This window comes from Dankookia rubra, from assembly GCF_004355005.1.
Classification (GTDB): Bacteria; Pseudomonadota; Alphaproteobacteria; order Acetobacterales; family Acetobacteraceae; genus Paracraurococcus; species Paracraurococcus ruber_A.
In genome coordinates this window covers 1-19,503 of record NZ_SMSJ01000093.1, presented here as the reverse complement: position 1 = coordinate 19,503, position 19,503 = coordinate 1, and the positions used below count along the sequence as shown (strand labels likewise).

Genomic DNA, 19,503 nt, shown 5'->3' with positions numbered 1-19,503 from the left:
ATCGCCGACCATCCCGTCAGCCGTGTCGCCGAGCTTCTGCCATGGAACCTGCCAAGCGACGCAGACGCCGCGGCAACCTGACGGTCGATCGCCGCGTCACCGGACGCTTACCCCGGGTGGCGGCGGTCGGCAGTTTGTCGGCCGGCGCGGCCAGCCGCAGTGAGTGCCGGGTGGCCTCGGTGAGGATGCGGCGAGCGGTGTCGGAAAGTGCCATGTCGGGGCTCCTGGTGTAGCACCCGATGAGCCGGGTGCTACGAGCCCGAGCCCAGCAGAGGCCGGGCGGGCGCTGCACCACATCTGCGTTGCGCGGGCTACCATTTGCTCAGTTCTGAAGCGAAGTGAAGCGCCATGGAGGCGTTTACATGCCATAGCAGCAGTCACGACAGGAGCGGATCTGTGCCAGCACGCGGATGGATGAAACGCCTGCGCCTCACCGCCCCTTTCGCGGCCTTGTGGCTGACTGCTTGCAACGTGGTCGACTTCACGCGTCCTGGAACGAGTGACCCCGAGAGCAGCTATGCCACCGTCTATTCGATCTACGCCGAGTTTTGTGCACTCTCCCAGATCAAAAAGAAGCCCGGATTCGGTGCGGAGGTCCGCGGTGAGATCGGCGGCCATGCCGCCTTCTATGTAAGAGGCGCCTGCCGCAGTACTGGCTCAGACCAACAGCTGTTACGGCCCTGCGGCGATCCGGACGCGGAGACGGCAGACGGCGTCGGCATCAGCATGAACGAGCACTTTCGCAATGCGAAATGGGTCGCTGTCCCCGGGCGCGAGCTCTTCTTCAACGGCAACCTGCAGCCCGGAGAACGATTGACACGCAATCGGTATCGTGCGCTTCAGGCTGAAGTACAACAGAGCGGCCTCCTTGATGGGATTGAGTTCCATCCTTGGGTCTTTGCCGACATGCCACCGGGCACCTCAACAGAGAAGTACAAGTACGAGGTTTCCGTTGCTACCGATTATGCCGTTGGCTTCGGGCGCGGTCGCTACTGCGCGCGCGTTGCGATGACACGGCCACAGTTGCTAGCAATGATCGACTTCCTGAATGCCGAGAACGCTCCGTACCGGAGTGGACGTGGCGAATTCCGCTGGAGCCTGTTCCAGGACAACTGCATCCACCTCGCGCATAATGCGCTGGCCGCGGCGGGCATCTGGAGTGTCTGGCCGACCAATCGGGGCTGGCTGATCTCGCTCCTCGACTTCCCGGTGCCAAAAAATGAATTCGTCAACCTCATGCGCCGAGCTAACGATGCGGCATTGCTTAATCCGATTGCCGTCTGGCAGGACCCAGCCGCGCGACGGTCTGTGTTACAGTTCGGTCAACTACCGGTCAGGGCAGGCGCGATTGCCCTATCTAGGCCAGCACACGAGCCGAATGATGTCTACGAAACCGCGCTGAAGCTGGTCTTCTACGATGAACCGCATCTCGGCCCTTACCGCGGTTGGCTCGAGGAAATTCTGGCGGACCCGCGCCGCATCAACCTGGAACGCAACCTGGCGGACTTTGCTACGCGCTACCGACAGCTTCGCGCTACACGTCAGCCGCTGGCGTGGTGGCTGGCGCAGGCTCATCTGCGCAATGCGGAGCCGGCCGATGCCGAAGCATTCCACGCCCGGTTCTACGCCGCACTCGATCAAGGCATCATTGATATCGATCGGCGGCTTGCGGAAGTGCGAGGAGTGCGCGCGACGCAGCACTTAGCAGCAGGTCATCGTCTCGCCGCGCAATAAGGACAGCAGCCGCCACTGGGCGTCGTAGCACTACGAGGACGCTCACAAGGCCGGACAGGCGGCGCCTCGCCGATCGCCATCTTGAGATGCGACGTAATGCCTCTAACTTGAGGCCGCTATGCCACTGTTCGCTGGTGGACACCCGGGTGAGCCCGGCCGCCAGCCGGACGGCGCCGGGCAATGCCGGACGCATCAGGCTACCTCGGCCAGGCGGTAGACGGTGTAGGGCCAACTACCTCGCCATGGTTCACGTCGGCATGCTTCTACTGTGGCTGTAGCCTTTGCAGACACGCCCTAGTCAGCCCGGATGCCGAGCTGGCGGATCAACGCACCGTAGCGATCGGATTCCTGTGTGGTGAAGGCCGCGAGCTCGTCCGGCGTGGAGCCCACCGCCTCAGTACCGAGGTCGAGCAGCCGCGCGCGGAAATCCGGCCGGGTGACCACGGCGACTGATGCCGCAGCCAGCTGGTCGCGGACAGCAGTTAGCAGGCCGCGCGGCGCGACCAGCGCATGCCAGGACGGCACGACCACGCCCTCGACGCCGGCTTCCGCCATGGTCGGCACCTCGGGCAATGCCGGCCACCGCCTGGTGTAGGCCACCGCCAGTGGCCTGATCCGGCCGCCGAGGATGCCGCCCATCAGCGCCGGGACATTGCCGATAGTGAAGTCCAGCCGGTTGGCAATCAGATCGAGCTGCACCGCCGCGCTGCCGCCGCGATAAGGGACGTGCTCCAGAGTGACCCTGGCGCGGATGCCGAACAGAGAGGACGCCATATGGTCCGAGGTGCCGTTGCCTGGCGAGCCGAAGGTCAAACGGCCACGCTCCCGCCCCGCCGCGATCACCGCCTGCACATCCGGCCACGGCGAATCGGCTGATACAGCCATGACATTCACTGCATTCCACAAATGCGAGATCGGCGTGAAGTCGCGCTCCGGGTCATAGGGCAGCCGCGCATAAAGATGCCGGTTGACCGACTGCGTGCCGATGGTGGCGAGCAGCAGCGCATAACCATCGGGTGGCATGCGGGCGACCGCCTCAGCGGCGATGCTGCCCGCGGCGCCGGTGCGGTTCTCGCAAATGATGGGCTGTCCGAGGTTCTGCGAAAGGGGTTCGGCCAGAAGCCGGCCGAGCACATCGGCTGAGGAACCGGGCCCGAAGGGTAGCACAAGGCGGATCGGCCGGTCGGGCCATGTCGCCGTCCTGGCCTGGGCCGCACCTAAAGCGATGCCGCTCGCCGTCAGCAGCGCGCGCCGCTGCATGGCCGTCTCCACCTTCCGTTGCACGGAATGCTGTGGCGCCGGCTGGCGCCGGTCAAGCTGCGGGCAGGAGGCCGGCCTCAGCGCCCGTAGGCGGAGGCGTCCAGGACCAGGCCGGCGGCGATGTCTGCTTCTAGTGCCGCCATGTCGCGCAGCGTGGGGTCACCATGCCCGCCGCCGCCCGGGGTGCGCAGCACAACCGTGTCGCCGGTCTTCAGCACGTGTTGCCGCTTAGGATCGGCCCGCTCCCCGTTGATCAGCACTGCGCCCGGCGCGCCAGCCTGCCCACCCTCGATCCCGAAGGCGGGGAAGACGGTGCGCTCCGCCAGGAAGCTGACGGCAATCGGCGTCGGGCTCAGGCTCTCGACCATAATTTCCTGCCCTAGACCGCCGCGGAAGCGGCCGGGTCCGCCGCTGTCCGGCCGCAGCTTCTTGTGATGAAAGCGCAGCGGCGCGATCGTCTCGCTGATCTCGATGCTGGTCGAGGAGACGTTGGACGGCCAGGACAGCGTCGTGACGCCGTCCCGTCGCATGTTGCCGCCCATACCGCCGTTGAAGAAGAACATGTTGGCATATGGCTTGCCGGTGTCGCGCAAGCCGGACTGGTTCATTCCCCACATCGGGCTGCCGCAGGCGGCCATGACGCGGTTTGGCACCACCTGTCCGAGGCAGCCGAAAACCAGCATCGGCAGGTAATGCCCGATCAACATCCGCGACCCGCCCGAGGCCGGGAAGACCGGGTTAACGATGCAGCCTTCCGGCGCGGTGACCGTGATCGGCCGCCAGGCGCCCTCGTTGTTCGGCAGGTTGGGGCTGGTGCAGACCTTCACCCCGTACATGCACATCGCATAGGTGTAGCAATAGGCGCAGTTGATCGCGCGATCGACCTGCGCATCGGTGCCGGCGAAGTCCATGACGATGGCATCGCCGGCGATGGTCAGCGCCATGCGGATGGTCACCGGAGTGTCCAGCAGCCCGTCCGTCTGCAATTCGCTGTGGTAGGTGCCGTCCGGCAGGGCGCGAATGGCGTCGCGCATCGCCGCCTCGCAGCGGCCCTGGATCTCCCGCGCCAGGTCGGTCAGGTCGGGTAGGGCGTAGCCCTGCATCAGGGCGAGCAGCCGGTCCTCCATCAGATCCAGCGCCACCACCTGGGCCCAGAGGTCGCCCATGGTCTGGTCGGGGGTGCGAACGTTCTTGCGGATCAGCGCCACCAGGGTCTCGTCGGCAACGCCGCCGCGCATCAGCTTCAGCGGCGGGATCTGCAGCCCCTCCTCGAAGACCTCGCGCGGTTCCGGGCTGCGAATCTTGCCGCCGATATCGGGCGAATGCGCAGTGCTGGCGCTGAAGGCGACCAGTCGGCCGTCGTGGAAGATCGGTTTAGCCACAGTGATGTCGGGCAAATGCCCGGTACCAAGCCAGATGTCGTTGGTGATCAGGACATCCCCGGGCGCCAGGGTGTCCGCCGGGAAGAAGCGCAGAAAATGCTTCACCGTCGCCGGCAAGGTGCCGATGAAGCTCGGGATGCTCTCGGTGGCCTGCACCAGGGATTGGCCGGTCGCGTCGGTGACGATGCAGGAGAAGTCGTAGCTCTCCCGCACCAGCGTCGAGAAGCTGGTGCGCACCATCGCCGCCGCGGCCTCGTCGACCAGGGAGATCAGCCGGCGCCAGAGCAATTCCAGCTCGATGGCATCGAATGTCCGGGCCATCACGCCATCTCCGCCAGGATCGAGCCATCGGGCAGCAGCCGCACGGCGGTGCCCGGGCCGACGATGAAGGTGCTCTCATCCTCCTCGAAGACCGCGGGGCCGGACAGCGTGGTGCCGGGCGGCAGCGCGTAGCGGTCGTAGACCGCGGTCTCCAGCCAGCCACCGGCCTCGAAGAAGACGCGGCGATGGCCTTTCAGCCCGGCGTCGCCGACATGGCGCGGCAGTTCCAATCGCTGGCCCGCGCCGGGCATGGGTGCGGTAGCGGACAGTCGCAGCGTGACGAACTGGGCCGCGGCGCCCGGTGGCGTGCGGCCGAACAGGGCGCGATAGGCCGCCTCGAAGGCGGCCTGCACGCCGGATCCGGTCAGCGGTTCCGGTAAGGCCAAGGTGATCTCGCTGCCCTGGCCGATGTAGCGCATGTCGGCCAGCCGCCGGACGCTGCGTGCCGCGACTTCCGCCCCGGTCTCCGCCAGCACCGCTATTGCCTCCGCCTCCAGCGCCGCGAAGATGCACCCGGCCGCGCCGAGATCGGCCCCGACCAGTGGCGCGCCGAAGCTTGCGGTGCGGTCGACGCGGGCGGGGGCCATTAGCATGCCGATGGTACTGCCGGCGCCGGCGCCCGGCGGGCAGACGACGCGGCTGATGCCCAGCTTACGGGCGACATTCCAGGCATGCACGGGTGCCGCGCCGCCGGTGGCAAGCAGCGCGTATTCCGCCGGGATGCGTCCGCGTTCGGCGATCGCCACCCGCGCCGCGCCGGCCATGTTCTCGTTCACCACGTCATGCACGCCGGAAGCGGCGCGGCTCGCGTCCACCCCCAGCGCTCCGGCTAGCCGGCAGAGCGCCTGCGCCGCTGCCGCGGAATCAATCACCATGGCGCCGCCCAGGAAGAAATCGGCGTTGAGGTACCCGAGCGCGAGGTCGGCATCCGTCACCGTCGCCTCCATCCCGCCGCGACCGTAGCAGGCCGGGCCGGGCTGGGCGCCGCTGCTCTCCGGCCCGACCTGCAGCGTGCCGAGCTCCGACCGCCGGGCGATGGAGCCGCCGCCAGCACCGATCTCGATCAGCTCCACCGTGGCAATCTGGATCGGCAGGCCGGAGCCGCGGAGGAAGCGCTTCTCCCGTGCCGCCTCGAAGCCCCAGGCGACTAGCGGCTCGGAGTCGTCGACCAGAGCGAGCTTCGCCGTGGTGCCACCCATGTCGAAGGCCAGCACGCGTTCCAGCCCCGCATTGCGGCCGAACCAGGCGCCCGCCAGCGCCCCGGCGGCGGGGCCGCTTTCCAGCAGCTGGACAGGTGCGCGCTTGGCCTCTGCAACATGCGTCAGGCCGCCATTGGACAGCATGAGGAACAATCCGCCGGGGATCCCGGCCTCCCGCAGCGCCTGTTCCATCCGCGCGAGATACAGCTCCGCCAGCGGCCGGACATAGGCGTTGGCGACCGTGGTGCTGGTGCGGGGATACTCGCGGATCTCGGGCGCGATGTCAGAGGACAGCGAAACCGGCAGGCTTGGGAAACGCCGCGCCACAGCATCGGCCACCGCCTGCTCATGTGCCGGGTTGGCATAGCTGTGCAGGAAGCAGACGGCGAGGCTTTCCATTCCCTGCTCCAGCAGCCACTCCACCTCGCGCAGCGCGGCGTCGAGATCGAGCGGCCGTTCTACCCTTCCGTCCGGCGCCAGGCGTTCCCGCGCACCCCGGCGCCAGGAGCGCGGCACCAGCGGCCGCGGCATCTCGATGAAGATGTCGTAGAGCTCGTATTTCCGCTCGCGGCCAATCTCCAGTCCATCCTCGAACCCCGCCGTGGTCAACAGGCCCGTGCGGGCACCCTTGCGTTCGATCAGCGCGTTCGTGAAGAGCGTGGTCGCATGCGCCACACGGCCAATCTGCCCCGGTGCCGCGCCGGCCTTCGTGAGCACCTGCCGCGTGCCTTCCATGGCGCCGCGGGCGGGGTCGTCCGGCGTCGTGCTCTCCTTCCAGATCACCGCGCGGCCGTCGCGCGGGTCCAGCACCACCAGATCAGTGAAGGTGCCGCCGATATCGATCCCGAGCGAAAGCATACTCAATCCACCTTCAGGTTGGCTGCGGCGATGACGCGGTTCCAGGTCTGCGTCTCGGCAGCGAAATAGGCGCGGATCTCCGGGACTGTCAGGCCGCGCGGCATGGTGCCGAGGTCCAGCAGCCGCTGTCGCGTCGCCGGCTCTGCCATCGCCGCGCGGACATCGCGGTTCAGTGCATCGAGCAGGGCGGGCGGCGTGCTGCCCGGCGCGGCCAGGGTGAACCAGGCATTCGTCACGTAGCCGGGCAGCCCGGCCTCCGCTGCGGTCGGCACTTCAGGAAGGCTCGGCACGCGGGCGGCGCTGGTCACTGCGAGCGGGCGGACGCGGCCGTCTCGCGCGACCGGCGGGATGGTCGGCAGGTTTTCGAACATGATGTCGATGTTGTTGGCCATCAGATCATTCAACGCCTGGCTGCTGCCGCGGTAGGGCACGTGTTGCAGCCTGACGCCGGCGCTCAGCATGAACAACTCCCCGGCCATGTGGGTGGAGGTGCCGTTGCCGGCCGAGCCGAAGGTGATCTCCCCTGGGCGCTGCCGTGCCGCGGCGATCAGCGCCGCCAGGGTGGCGAAGGGCCGCGTGGGGTGAGCTACGACGACATAGGGTACCTCGACCAGCAGCACGATTGGAGCAAGGTCGCTCGCCGGCGCGTAGCTGAGCCGCTGGTACATTCCATAGGCGCCATGGATCGCGATGGTGCCGAACAGGATGGTATGGCCATCGCCTGGGCTGCGCGCCACCATCTCCCCGGCAAGATGACCGCCAGCACCGGTGCGGCTTTCCACCACCACCTGCTGGCCCCACATTGGCGCCAGCACCTGCGCCATGATACGCGCCATGACATCGGCGCTACCGCCGGGCGAAACCGGTACGATGATCCGCACAGGGCGGCTGGCATTGAATTCGGCGGCTCCTGCGACGAAAGGCGCCAGTAACAGGCAAAATGACAGGATCACGCGGATCGACATGCGTCCCTCTCCTTGCGTGCGACCCTGGCGGCATCCCCACAGTATTGCGGCACGACCGGGCGCAGGCCGCAAGTGGCGGGGGATCATGTAGCTGCAGCTACCAGCGCCAGCCCTGTCGCGGCGAAATTGGCGATTTCGGCCAGGCCAAAGCGGGCGCGTTTTAGTCGCAGCAGCTGCGATCCGGACCAAAGAAACCTGCACGTTCTCAGCTAACTGTGCTACGAGCGCGCTGGACCACTAGGCACAGCTTGCCAGCGGTCGTCCGGCAGCCTTTTATCGGTGCGTCGCGCGCAGGTCGGTAGTAGGGTTGGCAGACGATAGGCTCGCCAGCAGCTGTATGATAGCGAGCCACGTGGCCACGGCACGCAAATGGTTGTTGGATCGTCTTCCTACGACCTTTCTCGCGGATTGTGGCCTTTGCAAGTGCTTCCTAAAGGAGGCAGTACGATGTCGAACGCACCTGTAGTGAACGATGTACTTGGGACATCCGGTGATCCCATCGTGCGCAGGATTGGCATGCACGACATTAAGGATGCTTTGACCGAAGGATACAGTGATTTTCTGTCAGCTCCAACGCAGTTGTTTTTCTTGGGAGTTATCTATCCACTCGTCGGTCTCATTGCTGCGAGAGCTGCGTCAGGAGGGCATCTACTACCGCTGCTATACCCAATGGTTGCAGGCCTGTCTCTCATGGGACCGATTGCTGCAATCGGTATCTACGAACTGAGCAGACGCCGTGAGCAGCGGCTTGCTGTCTCATGGCTAAACGCATTCGATGTGCTCCGATCTCCAGCCATCGGGGCAATTGTGGCGCTCGGGCTTCTCATGTGCGGGATTTTTGTCGCATGGCTGTTCGCTGCTCAGGCGGTCTACCGAATGACTATCGGCGATTTGCCGCCAGGTTCCATTGGAGAGTTCTTTAATCGAGTCTTCACCACTCCTGAAGGGTGGCGCCTCATAATTTGGGGCAACGCAGTAGGCTTCCTCTTTGCCGCATTGGTTCTGACTCTGACGGTGGTTTCGTTTCCGCTGCTCCTTGATAAGCACGTACGGTTACGCACGGCGGTAATGACGTCCATCAGGGTGGTCGCTATAAATCCTGTCACTATGGCGGTATGGGGCTTGATCGTAGCGGCCGCTTTGGCGGTCGGCTGCCTTCCGCTTTTTGTCGGCCTCGCGGTGGTCATGCCGATTCTCGGACATGCTACGTGGCGTCTGTACCGAAGAGCGGTTGTCGCCTGACATAGCTTCCTTGGATGTTCAGGGCCTTGGAGCGCCGATACATACACTGACAAACCCGATCACGTCGTAGCTCGGTGAACTCGACGCCACGGACGGTCAGTATTCCGGCCGAGAATGCGCCAGCATTTTGTCCTTGAGGTACGTGGTAGGGACGAGAGTAAAAATTTCCCCGAGCGCTTGAATCGAGTGCGTCGCTCAGGATAGCAGACCAATCTGCCCCAACATTCCCAGCACGTAGGCAATCACGACTGCCCCGACGATGCAGAGCAGCAGGCCGGCACCGATGATGGCACGGTTGCTGAAGCGGGACTTCATGACAGGCTCCCTCAGCAGCTACCCGCCCCGAAAGAACGCCTCGCGGGTGAAAAGCGTGTAGTCCGCCTCGAAGGCCATGATGCCGACAAACACCAGCACCACTAACGGCGGCAGCAGGATCGCATAGGCAAGCGCCACCCGCTCCCAGGCCATGTGCATAAAGACGGCAATGATCAGCCCGGCCTTCAGCGCCATGAACAGCAGGATCAGCATCCAGCGCAGCATACCCTGCAGCTGAAAGTAATCGACCAGGTAGGAGCAGGCGCTGAGGATGAACAGCGAGCCCCATACCATTAGGTAAAGCCGGATTGGATGCTGCTGGCCCTCAGGTGTTGCCGCATGTGCCATGGCCCGCTTCCTACCAAAGGTAAAACAGGGCGAAGATGAAAACCCATACCAGATCCACGAAGTGCCAATAGAGGCCGGTGATCTCGACGATTTCCCAGCGACCCTTGCGGCTGGTGAAGAAGCCCTTCCGCTGCTGGTCGAAATCGCCGCGCCACACCTTCCGCGCGATAATCAGCAGGAAGATCACGCCAATCGTCACATGGGTCCCGTGGAAGCCCGTGATCATGAAGAATGCCGAACCGAATTGCGGCGCACCCCAGGGGTTTTCCCAAGGTCGCACGCCCTCATGGATCAGCTTCGTCCACTCAAACGCCTGCATGCCGACGAAGGCCGCGCCGAACGCCGCAGTCACTAGCATCAGTAGGGCGGTTCGTACCCGGTCCCGGCGGTAGGCAAAATTCACTGCCATCGCCATGGTCCCGCTACTGCTGATCAGCACGAAGGTCATGATGGCGATCAGGATCAGTGGCAGGCTGGTGCCGCCAATCTCCAGGGCGAAGACCTCGCTCGGGTTCGGCCAGGGCACTACCGTCGACATCCGCACGGTCATGTAGGAGATCAGGAAGCAGCTGAAGATGAAGGTGTCGCTGAGCAGGAAGATCCACATCATGGCCTTCCCCCAGGACGCGCTCTTGAAAGCGCGCTGGTCGGAGGACCAGTCGGCAACGAGGGATCGCCAGCCGCCGGGCTGCATCATCGTGTCCTGCGCATCTGCCGGCGCGGTATCGGGCATCGGGCTGATCCTAACGGAAGGGGGCGCTGCACAGCGCGACGAACCAAGTGACGGACGGCGCATAGGCCAGCAGGGCGAAAAGCGAGACCCAGGCCAGCAGCAGGAAGTGCCAGTAGGTGGCGCAGAGCTCGACGCCGGCGCGCAGCTTCACCATACTTGCACCAGCCTGCAGCCTGGTCCCGGCCCGACCCAGGGCGACCAGCCCGCCGAGCACATGCAGCCCATGCACCGCGGTGATAAGATAAAAAAAGGCCTCCGCCGGATTGGTCGCCGGGCGGTAGCCGGCGACGGCGAGCTGCCGCCAGGCCAAGGCCTGGCCAACAAGGAACAGCAACGCGGTGATGCCGCCGGCCAGCAGCCCGTCCTGCACGCCCGGACGGTTACCGCGCCGGGCGGCGACGCTGGCCCAGTGCAGCGCGGCGCTGCTGAACACGAGTACGCCGGTATTCGCCCACAGCAGCCGTGGTACCGGGCGTGGCTGCCAGTCCGCCATGTCCATCCGCATGACGTAGGCGCTGATGATCAGGCTCAGCAGCAGGCCGGCGACGGCGAGGAATACGCCAAGCCCCATCTTCGCCGTGGGCAGTGAGGGCCTGCCGGTCGCCACCAGCTCGGCGGCCGGCTGGGCCTGCAGCCAGGGCTTGGTGCCAAGCCCCTGCCGCACCAGCCACCAGGCGGCGACACTCATGAGGCCGGCGAAGAACACCAGAGTGACAATCATCGGGTCATGCCTACGGCTGTCGGGTCGTTCTGCGGGATGAAATCCCGCTCGGCTCCCGGCACGCTGTAGTCATAGGCCCAGCGATAGACCACCGGCTGTGCGGCCCCCCAATTGCCGTGGCCGGGTGGTGTCTCAGGCGTCTGCCATTCCAGCGTGGTAGCGTTCCATGGATTGCCGCCGGCGTTTCTGCCGTGCCGCAGGCTCCAGAACAGGTTGAACAGGAAGATCAGCTGCGCGACGCCGACGGTCAGCGCGACGACGCTGATGAAGGCGTTCAACGTGTGTGCCGAGTCCGGCACAAAGGCGGTCTGGCCGAGGTCATGGTACCGGCGCGGGACGCCCAGCAGGCCGAGGTAGTGCATTGGGAAGAAGATCAGGTAGGCACCGAGGAACGTGACCCAGAAATGGATCCGCCCCAGCGTCTCATTCAGCAGGCGACCGGTGACCTTCGGGTACCAATGATACAGGCCGCCGAAGATAACCATGACAGGGGCGACCCCCATCACCATGTGGAAATGCGCGACGACAAACATAGTGTCGGACAAGGGTACGTCGACCACGACATTGCCGAGAAACAGCCCGGTCAGCCCACCATTGACGAAGGTGACGATGAAGCCGAGCGCGAAGAGCATCGGCACAGTCAAATGGATGTCGCCGCGCCACAGCGTTAGCAGCCAATTGTATAGCTTCAGCGCAGTCGGGATGGCGATGATCAGCGTCGTCGTGGCAAAGAAGAAGCCGAAATAGGGGTGCATCCCCGACACGTACATGTGGTGTGCCCAGACCACGAAGCTAAGCGCGCCGATCGCCACGATCGCCCAGACCATCATACGATAGCCAAAGATATTACGCCGGGCATGGGTAGCAATGAGGTCGGAGACGATGCCGAACGCAGGCAGCGCGACGATGTAGACCTCCGGGTGTCCAAAGAACCAGAACAGATGCTGGAACAGGATCGGGCTGCCGCCGCCATAGCGAAGCTGCTGCCCCATCTCGACCAGCGACGGCATGAAGAAGCTGGTACCGAGCAGCCGGTCGAGCAGCATCATCACCGCCCCGACCAGCAGCGCCGGGAATGCCAGCAGCGCCATGACTGTCGCGGTGAAGATGCCCCAAATGGTCAGCGGCATGCGCATCAGCGTCATTCCGCGCGTGCGCGCCTGCAGCACCGTCACCACGTAGTTCAGCCCGCCCATGGTGAACCCGATGATGAACAGCGCGAGCGAGACTAGCATGAGGACAATGCCCCATTCTTGTCCCGGCGTGCCCGATAGGACCGCCTGCGGCGGATAGAGCGTCCAGCCTGCACCTGTCGGCCCACCCGGCGCGAAGAAGCTGGCGACCAGCACCAGCACCGCAAGCAGGTAGATCCAGTAGCTCAGCATGTTGACGTAGGGGAACACCATGTCCCGCGCGCCGAGCATCAGCGGGATCAGGTAGTTGCCGAAGCCGCCGAGGAACAGCGCGGTCAGCAGGTACACCACCATGATCATGCCGTGCATGGTGATGAACTGGTAGTAGGCCGGCGGGTCGATGAAGTCGAAGGTTCCGGGAAATCCAAGCTGCAGCCGCATTAACCAGGACAGCACCAGCGCCACCATGCCGATGGAGATCGCGGTGAGCGAGTACTGCACGCCGATGACCTTGGCGTCCTGGCTGAAGACGTATTTCGTCAGCCAGCTATGCGGATGATAGAGGTCATCCTCCTCGGAATCGGGGTGAGGAATGGCCGCGCCCGCGGCATCTGCCACATCGCCCATCGGCTTGTTCTCCTCCCCGATTCTGACGCGTTACCTCATCTTGCGGCCAGCTGCGCGGCCATTTGAGCAAATGTCCGCTGACCGCTCAGCCAGGCCTGGTAGTCCGCTTCGGTCTGCACCACGACGCGGCCGCGCATCATCGGGTGGCCGATGCCGCAGAGCTCGGCGCAGAGCGCCTCAAAGCTGCCCGTCCGGGTCGGCGTGAACCAGAAATAGGTGACTGAGCCCGGAATCATATCCATTTTGGAGCGGAACTCCGGCACGTAGAAATCGTGCAAGACGTCGATGGATCGCAGCAGCACCTTCACCGGCCGGTCGATCGGCAAGTGCAGATCCTCGGCATCGATCACCACATCATCCTGCCCGGCCGGGTCGTCCGGATTGAGCCCGAGCGGGTTGGTGCCGCTGATCAGCCGGACATCGGACGTACCAAGCCGGCCATCCTTACCCGGCAACCGGTAGCTCCAGCGCCATTGCTGGCCGACGATTTCGACCTCCGTTGCGTCATGCGGAACTGTGACGAACTGGCTCCAGACGAACAGACCGGGCGCTAGCATTGCGGCGACGCCAAGCGCCGTCGCCACCGTCAACCAGAGCTCAAGCTTTTTGTTCTCCGGCTCATAGTGCGCGGTCTGCCCGGGGCGGTGACGGTAGCGGAAGACACACCAGGCCATGAAGCCAACCACGGCCACGAAAGCCGCACCGGTGATCCAGAAGGTGATAATCAGCGTCTGGTCAATGTAGTGCCAGTTCGACGCGATCGGCGTCCACCACCACGGGCTGAGCCAGTGGAAGACCACTGACCCGATGGCCACTAAGACTAGGATGAGCGCAACGGTCATTCCTCGTCTCTCCCAAAACCAAGCGACTTGATGCGATGGCCTTATCCACGGCCTCCACGCTTGTCGCTGGGTGGGGTCGGCAAGTCGGCACAGATGAAGCTGCATCGACGGAGTCGAAGTCGTGGCCTTAGAGACGGGAGACAAATGGAATGCGACGGGACCCTGAGGTGCCCGATCGCGTGGACGGCTGAATGGACATGCGCCATGGCCGCACCTTCTATGCCGCCTTATCTGGCGGCTGTCCCGTCAGGAGTGACATTAGACAGGCCAAGCAAGCCGCTACTTAGCAACCGCTAAGATTGCATGTTGCCAATGTAGGCCATCTTCTGTCAAGGAAGACCATATTGTTCTGGGCTGTGTGGCGGGACCGAGCTGCCCGAGCGCCTCTATCCGAACCGGAGCGGCCTGGGGTTAACGGCACGCCGTACCCTTTGGAAGCGAGGTGTCCGGGGCGCGGGTCTCAAGCGAGGCGTGCCTTCCCAGAAAATTTCGTATTCCGGTTCCCATCGCTGCTCCAGTCGTTACCCGTACAACCTGTCTCTCCCGAGTTGGACACCGCGCTGAGGCGCAGGTTTCCGGCCGGTTTCAGCCCCTAGCTTGATGGTGCTAATCCGGAACAAAGGCGGGTTTTCTCTCCGAAATGCCGGAGTGTCTCCGGACCTTGAGGGTAGCCCGATTTAACCCTCAAGCTTTAGGGCATTGAAAACACATGACCTTTGGGCGGGGCACTGGACCTTCATTCAGTATGCCCATCACCTGCCAGTCGACGCGGCGGACGAAATCAGCTTTCACCCCCAAGCCCTTGCCTCTCGCGGAACTCCGATAGACCATCCCAGTCCATCCCCGATCGGAGGCAGCCGTCCTGCCCGCGCCGCACGACATTTCCGGACTGATCGCCTGGGCCAAGCGGGAGGAATGGCGCAAGGCGCTCGCCGAGTTCCTCGACCGCCACACTGCCAAGGCCTGTACAGCTGCAGGTATCGAGGTGCAGGAGATCGCGGATGTTCTCGGCAACGATTCTGCCATGGCTGTTTGGGGCGCCGCCTTCGAGGATCTGGTTGCCACCGATTTATCCGACGGGCGCAATCTCGCGGACGACTATCTCCGCCGGCGCGGCTGGAAAGAGGGCGCGTCCACACGCGAGTACATTGCGGGCCTGCGCCGGTCGACGATCAGCCTCTATGAGGTGAGCGGACTCGTGCCGGGCGAATCGATGCAGCTGCGCGACCTGGTTCGGGGCGGCACGCCGGTGCGTGTATCGGAGAAGCTGGGCTCCCAGGGGCTACGACAGTGGAATCGCGTCGCCACGCGCGTGATCCCCTTGCGCGCGAGTGCGGTGATCAGCGGCACGCTGATGCCCTTTGACCACGACACCAGCGAGGCGCTGCTTGCCTCGCTCCGGAAGGCAGGGACGAAGGCGCCTAGCGAAGTCGCCAAGGTCGCGCAGGAGTTCGGTATTGAGACGGACGCGAAGACTCTGGCCGGCATGATGACCCCGGACCTGCTGCTCGCCGGTGCCGCCTTCATGGTTACGAATTTCTGGCTCGATGCAGCGCTGAAGGCGGCACAGGGGCGGAATCGGCCGGATCTGGTCAACAGCGAGGGTGATCCGCTCGACTTCACCACGCTACACTTCCCCTTGCTGGCGGGCGTCAAGCCCGAGCAGATCCGCACGACGCTAGCCACCGTCCCAGCACTCCGGCAGGAAGATCCGGGCTTCTGGAACTGGCTGGACGCGCCCGGAGCGGCGCCGCAGACCGCGCCACGTCGGGGAAAGGCTCAGACCTTCTTCAGCAGGATGGAGGATGGATCACTGGTGCTCGGCACCTTGGCACTGAAGGGGCGTCGCCTGTCACTGGAGGTGAACTCCGCCGCGCGGGCGGAGCGCGGCCGGGCGCTGCTTGGGCCCGTGCTGGCCGGCTTGGTTGGTCCGCCCCTCATCGAACGGACCGACCTTGAGCAGATGCTGGCAACCGAGCGGCCGCCCCCGGAGCCGAGCGGCCTGTCGCAAGAAGATGAGCGCGCACTGATCCGCCAGACACTGGAGGACCATTACCGGCACATCGTCGACCAGCCGATCCCATCTCTCGGCGGCAAGACGCCCCGCGCGGCGGCAAAGACACCGAAGGGGCGTGAGAAGGTTGTGGCTTGGCTCAAGACCCTGGAGAACCACTCGGCCAAACGCCCGGCTGGGGACCCGATCGGCGAGTATGACTTTGGCTGGATATGGCGAGAGCTGGGGGTCGAAGCGCTACGCCATTGAGGCTGCCGTTGGCCTATTTTGGTGACCGGGGAACGCGGCTGGACCGAGTAGGAAAATGACTTAGGAACTCCCACGCCTGACGATGTAGGCGCGACGGGTGAGGCGGTGCCCAAGGCAGGCTGCGGCGGCGACGACCGTGCCGCGACGGAAGCCGCGGCGGCGCAAGTGGAGAACGACAAAGAGAGTGAGACCAGCTCCAAGGGCCGTGAGCAATGACTAAGTCGGGTCCAGTGTGAAACTGAACACCAGCGTTGTGGAGGGACCGGAGCGTAAACGATGCTGAATGAGATAGTCCCAGCCGGCGCACCCTGGTGCGGTGTCGTGCCCCGCGGCCGTATTCTACGCATCACTGATCTGCATGGGCGTCAGGCGGTGGACTTCCTATGCTACAACGCGCTTGAACCTGAGGAGCGGTACCACGCGCCCAACACTATGAAAGCAGCTGGTACGATCTTCCTGACGACCGGACATGTGCTCTACTCGGATATCGCACGCCCGATCTTCACCATCATCGAGGACCAGTTTGGCGGCCATGACACGATTGGCGGCTGCTGCAGCGCGCCGTCCAACCGCATGCTTTACGGTGCGGAGAATTGTCCGGGCTGCCGCGAGAACTTCCTGCAGGCTATGAGCCGTCATGGCCTGGGGCGGCGGGACATTGTGCCCAACGTGAATTTCTTCATGCGTGTACCGGTAGAGCATGACGGCTGCGCCGCAATTGCGCACGGCGTTTCTCCAGCAGGCTGCGAGGTGGCACTACGGGCTGAGATGGACGCGCTCGCCGTGATCTCTAACTGTCCACAAGTGAACAACCCCTGTAACGGTTATAACCCGACGCCAATCCAGGTGCAGATCACTTGAGCTCAACTCTGCTCTGTTCGACATCAGTGCAAGGGGCGGCAGCCCGTTCGAGTCCATCATGACGGTGTCCACTTCGGCAGAGGCCGCCAAAGGTAGGAATACAGCAGTGTGTTCAACTCTTGGATTGGCCCCGCTTCGCTACCGCTATGCGGACGGCGGGTGCAGATCTCACCGCGGGCGCTGCCTTCATCTTCGTGGACTGAGCCTGGACGTTCCTGCCAGTCTCAGCGCGTGACATTTTGGGAACGCGCGGTGACGCTGCGCTGGTGCGAGGCAGCGCAACTGATGGTAGGATTTCCTTCGGTTCGACAGTGGCGGAAGCCGCCTCGGACGGAGCCGCGTTTGCATGTAGGAGCGCGACGTTGGAGCCAAAGGCTTTGGCTTGGTCGATTTCCTGCGAAGGCTCTGCTGCCGTTGTCGGGGCTGAAGGAAGCGCCGCAGCGTTCGTTATGGGCGAAGACGCGACCGGAGCGGGATCACCCGTGTATGACAGCTCGAGCGAGAGCACCACTGCGATCGTGGATGCCAGCGCACTGAGCGCCCAAGGCCAACGGCGCCGATTGATAGGCGTTGGACCAGGATTCGGGAGCATTTGCTCCGAATTTGTTCCCTTGGCCTGTGGCTCCTCTGCATGACGCAGCGGCACCACTGCCGCTGGCTCGCTGCGCCATGTGGAGCGATCCGTGTTTGCCAGCGTGCGGCACGGACTGCCACTTGCCGGCGGTAGACTATGGAGGTTATCCGTCCAGCATCCGCTTGCTGGGATTACCAGACGAGTAAATGTGGCAACCCAGGAATCACCACCCGCAAGGTCTAGCGGCTGCACGCGACCGAACGCTTCTACTAGAATTGAAATCAGCCTTGGCAGTTCCGCAGGGTCGATCGTCCCATTTAGGACGGGAAAGTGGCCGTTAAACGAGGCGCCGAACCGCGCCTCGACCAATCGGCGCCTGAGAACTTCATCAGCTCCCTCAACCCACCCTGCGAAGCCTAGGAGGGCAACTCCGAAGGCGGGATGCAGCACAACGAGCTCAACGCGAACGAGGGGGCCGTAAGGTCCGCTAATGTCACAATCCCAACCTACCAGCCACTTGTCGGGCAGTCGCTGCACGTCAATGTCGTCCGCAGCCACGGTAAACGGCGCGGTCTCACGCACGGTCAGCTGCGATGCCATCGCAGAATCCCCCAACAAGCCCCTGCGCGATAAAGTATAATTTCATCCTGAAATACTATCGCGAACGCTCCATATCACACAATATTGAGTGCGCGTAGGGACAGCCGGGCGGACCATGACGCAATTCACGAGAGCCAGCATGAGGTGCGCCTGTTCCGCCCGAAATAGCCGCTTTCAGAGTGGGCCAATGCGAAGCACCACCTTCAACGATTCTGCCTCTATCAAGTCCGGCGCGTCGGTCTTCGCTGCTCCCAGCCGCCGATAATTGCTAATGGCCGGTGCAGCAACGCCCCGTCTCTGATCCAGCACCGCCGCCTGGAGTTCACGCGCTCACGCCGCTTTCGTGACCAAGTCTTCAATCTCTGCCATACGCTGGTCGACCCGCTCGGGGCGCTGGCTCCCGAGATTCACTACCAGGCGGTGCACGCCTAAATCGGCGTACTCCTGCATCGCGTCCATGGGCATCGACGCGGGCGGGGTAATGATGATTTCGAAGTCATCGGCACGTTTGCGACCGACCTTTGCGAACGCATCGTCGAGCCGAGCAAGCATCTCTCTGGTTCCAGCAGGATCGCGGTTGAAGCCGTACCAGCCCGCGCCGAAGCGAACTGCGCGACGAAGTGCCGCATCGGCGTAGCCGCCAACGATGATGGGTACGTGCGGCTTTTGAATCGGCTTTGGGTCCAGCCGACAGGTCTCGAACTTTACCCATTTACCCGAGAAATCGACCACAGGCTCGGTCCATAGCCGGCGCATGACTTCAAGGAATTCGTCGCAGCGCGCGCCTCGGTCTTCCCAACGATAGCCGCAGGCTTCGACCTCTTCCTTGTTCCAGCCAACGCCGATGCCAAAGTCGATGCGGCCGTCAGTAAGCCAGTCCAGCGTACATATCTCTTTGGCGGTGTAGATCGGGTTGCGCTGGGGTACCAGCGCGACGCCAGTGCCGAAGCGCAGCCTGCTAGTCTCGGCAGCGAGGAAGCCGAAGGTGGCGGTCACATCCAGCATGCCACCACCTTCCGGGACCGGGATCCGGCCGTCTTTTGAACCTGGATAGCCGAACGTGTTTTTGTCGAAGAGCACGACGTGCTCACCCATCCAGATTGAGTCGAGGCCAATGTCCTCTGCTCGTTTTCCGAAATCGCGGATCATCGTCGGCGTCGCAATCGGTGACATGAAGGTGGCGAAGACTCCGATTTTCATGCCTGCGTTCCTCCCGATCTAAAATTGCCAGCTAACTTTAACGGTCAGCCCAGGCAACCAAATCACTTTGCCTGTGCCTTTACCAGCTCCGGGGCCGCCTACGTCGGGACGGTTCCATCGGCGCCACCCCTAGTTAGCATCAGCATCGCTTTCCGCCCTGGTCGCGGACAAATCATCATCCCCAGATCCGGGCCTCCACACAGTCGGTTGCCGACTGATACCGTCTCCGGGTGATTGGCTCGCGGTGAGGCTGTGGTCCCCTGGGCCGGGCGCGGGTGGTAACCTGCCTGGCCCTGTTGGGGAGCGGCGCCATGGCCCGGATTGT

The 19,503-nt window shown here is 63.9% G+C and carries 15 protein-coding genes; 4 read left to right on the top strand and 11 right to left on the bottom strand.

Annotation, left to right across the window (positions count from 1 at the left end; translation table 11 throughout):
- Positions 1-16 precede the first annotated feature (16 nt).
- A complete protein-coding gene (locus E2C06_RS30420; RefSeq protein ID WP_133292336.1) occupies positions 17-214 on the bottom strand; it encodes a hypothetical protein in 198 nt (65 codons plus the stop codon).
- A 200-nt stretch (positions 215-414) separates the two neighbouring features.
- On the opposite strand from E2C06_RS30420, the gene E2C06_RS30415 reads away from it, so the two are divergent.
- Positions 415-1,734 carry a hypothetical protein gene (locus E2C06_RS30415; RefSeq protein ID WP_133292335.1) on the top strand — a complete coding sequence of 440 codons (1,320 nt, stop codon included), beginning with the start codon at positions 415-417 and terminating at the stop codon, positions 1,732-1,734.
- A 294-nt stretch (positions 1,735-2,028) separates the two neighbouring features.
- On the opposite strand, the gene E2C06_RS30410 is transcribed toward E2C06_RS30415, so the two are convergent.
- The 4 genes from E2C06_RS30410 to E2C06_RS30395 all read right to left on the bottom strand — a co-directional run bounded on the left by E2C06_RS30410 (position 2,029) and on the right by E2C06_RS30395 (position 7,719).
- The gene (locus E2C06_RS30410) at positions 2,029-2,994 is read right to left on the bottom strand and encodes a Bug family tripartite tricarboxylate transporter substrate binding protein (protein ID WP_133292334.1); all 966 of its coding nucleotides are present in this window, start codon (positions 2,992-2,994) and stop codon (positions 2,029-2,031) included.
- 77 nt (positions 2,995-3,071) lie between these two features.
- Entirely contained in the window at positions 3,072-4,697 is a 1,626-nt protein-coding gene (locus tag E2C06_RS30405; protein WP_133292333.1) for a hydantoinase B/oxoprolinase family protein, read from the bottom strand.
- Positions 4,697-6,754, bottom strand: a complete 2,058-nt coding sequence (locus E2C06_RS30400) for a hydantoinase/oxoprolinase family protein (RefSeq protein WP_133292337.1) — start codon at positions 6,752-6,754, stop codon at positions 4,697-4,699. Before E2C06_RS30400 ends, E2C06_RS30405 begins: the two co-directional genes overlap by 1 nt.
- A gap of 2 nt (positions 6,755-6,756) precedes the next feature.
- Positions 6,757-7,719 carry a tripartite tricarboxylate transporter substrate-binding protein gene (locus E2C06_RS30395; protein WP_165982768.1) on the bottom strand — a complete coding sequence of 321 codons (963 nt, stop codon included), beginning with the start codon at positions 7,717-7,719 and terminating at the stop codon, positions 6,757-6,759.
- Positions 7,720-8,166: 447 nt separating this feature from the next.
- Here E2C06_RS30395 and E2C06_RS30390 point away from each other — a divergent pair, with 447 nt between their 5' ends.
- The gene (locus tag E2C06_RS30390; protein ID WP_133292331.1) at positions 8,167-8,961 is read left to right on the top strand and encodes a DUF2189 domain-containing protein; all 795 of its coding nucleotides are present in this window, start codon (positions 8,167-8,169) and stop codon (positions 8,959-8,961) included.
- A 333-nt stretch (positions 8,962-9,294) separates the two neighbouring features.
- Here the strand turns inward: E2C06_RS30390 and E2C06_RS30385 are convergent, their stop codons facing one another.
- Genes E2C06_RS30385 through E2C06_RS30365 form a run of 5 tightly spaced genes read right to left on the bottom strand, consistent with a single transcriptional unit; the run spans position 9,295 to position 13,680 of the window.
- Complete coding sequence (locus E2C06_RS30385; protein ID WP_133292330.1) at positions 9,295-9,624, bottom strand: cytochrome C oxidase subunit IV family protein; 330 nt, start codon at positions 9,622-9,624, stop codon at positions 9,295-9,297.
- Between the two features lie 10 nt (positions 9,625-9,634).
- Positions 9,635-10,357, bottom strand: coding sequence for a heme-copper oxidase subunit III family protein (locus tag E2C06_RS30380; RefSeq protein ID WP_133292329.1), 723 nt, complete (start codon positions 10,355-10,357; stop codon positions 9,635-9,637).
- 10 nt (positions 10,358-10,367) lie between these two features.
- Positions 10,368-11,078 carry a cytochrome c oxidase subunit 3 gene (locus tag E2C06_RS30375; RefSeq protein WP_133292328.1) on the bottom strand — a complete coding sequence of 237 codons (711 nt, stop codon included), beginning with the start codon at positions 11,076-11,078 and terminating at the stop codon, positions 10,368-10,370.
- Positions 11,075-12,838: a cytochrome c oxidase subunit I gene (locus E2C06_RS30370; RefSeq protein WP_133292327.1), complete on the bottom strand. Its 1,764-nt coding sequence runs from the start codon at positions 12,836-12,838 to the stop codon at positions 11,075-11,077. Before E2C06_RS30370 ends, E2C06_RS30375 begins: the two co-directional genes overlap by 4 nt.
- 35 nt (positions 12,839-12,873) lie before the next feature.
- Positions 12,874-13,680, bottom strand: coding sequence for a cytochrome c oxidase subunit II (locus tag E2C06_RS30365; protein WP_133292326.1), 807 nt, complete (start codon positions 13,678-13,680; stop codon positions 12,874-12,876).
- A gap of 985 nt (positions 13,681-14,665) precedes the next feature.
- Between E2C06_RS30365 and E2C06_RS30360 the strand changes: the two genes are divergently transcribed.
- Together E2C06_RS30360 and E2C06_RS30355 are read left to right on the top strand one after the other, a co-directional pair.
- A complete protein-coding gene (locus E2C06_RS30360) occupies positions 14,666-15,943 on the top strand; it encodes a hypothetical protein (protein ID WP_133292325.1) in 1,278 nt (425 codons plus the stop codon).
- Positions 15,944-16,219: 276 nt separating this feature from the next.
- A complete protein-coding gene (locus E2C06_RS30355) occupies positions 16,220-16,804 on the top strand; it encodes a DUF1989 domain-containing protein (RefSeq protein ID WP_133292324.1) in 585 nt (194 codons plus the stop codon).
- Between the two features lie 1,504 nt (positions 16,805-18,308).
- Here E2C06_RS30355 and E2C06_RS30350 read toward each other — a convergent pair.
- Positions 18,309-19,178, bottom strand: a complete 870-nt coding sequence (locus E2C06_RS30350) for an LLM class F420-dependent oxidoreductase (protein WP_165982767.1) — start codon at positions 19,176-19,178, stop codon at positions 18,309-18,311.
- Positions 19,179-19,503 lie beyond the last annotated feature (325 nt).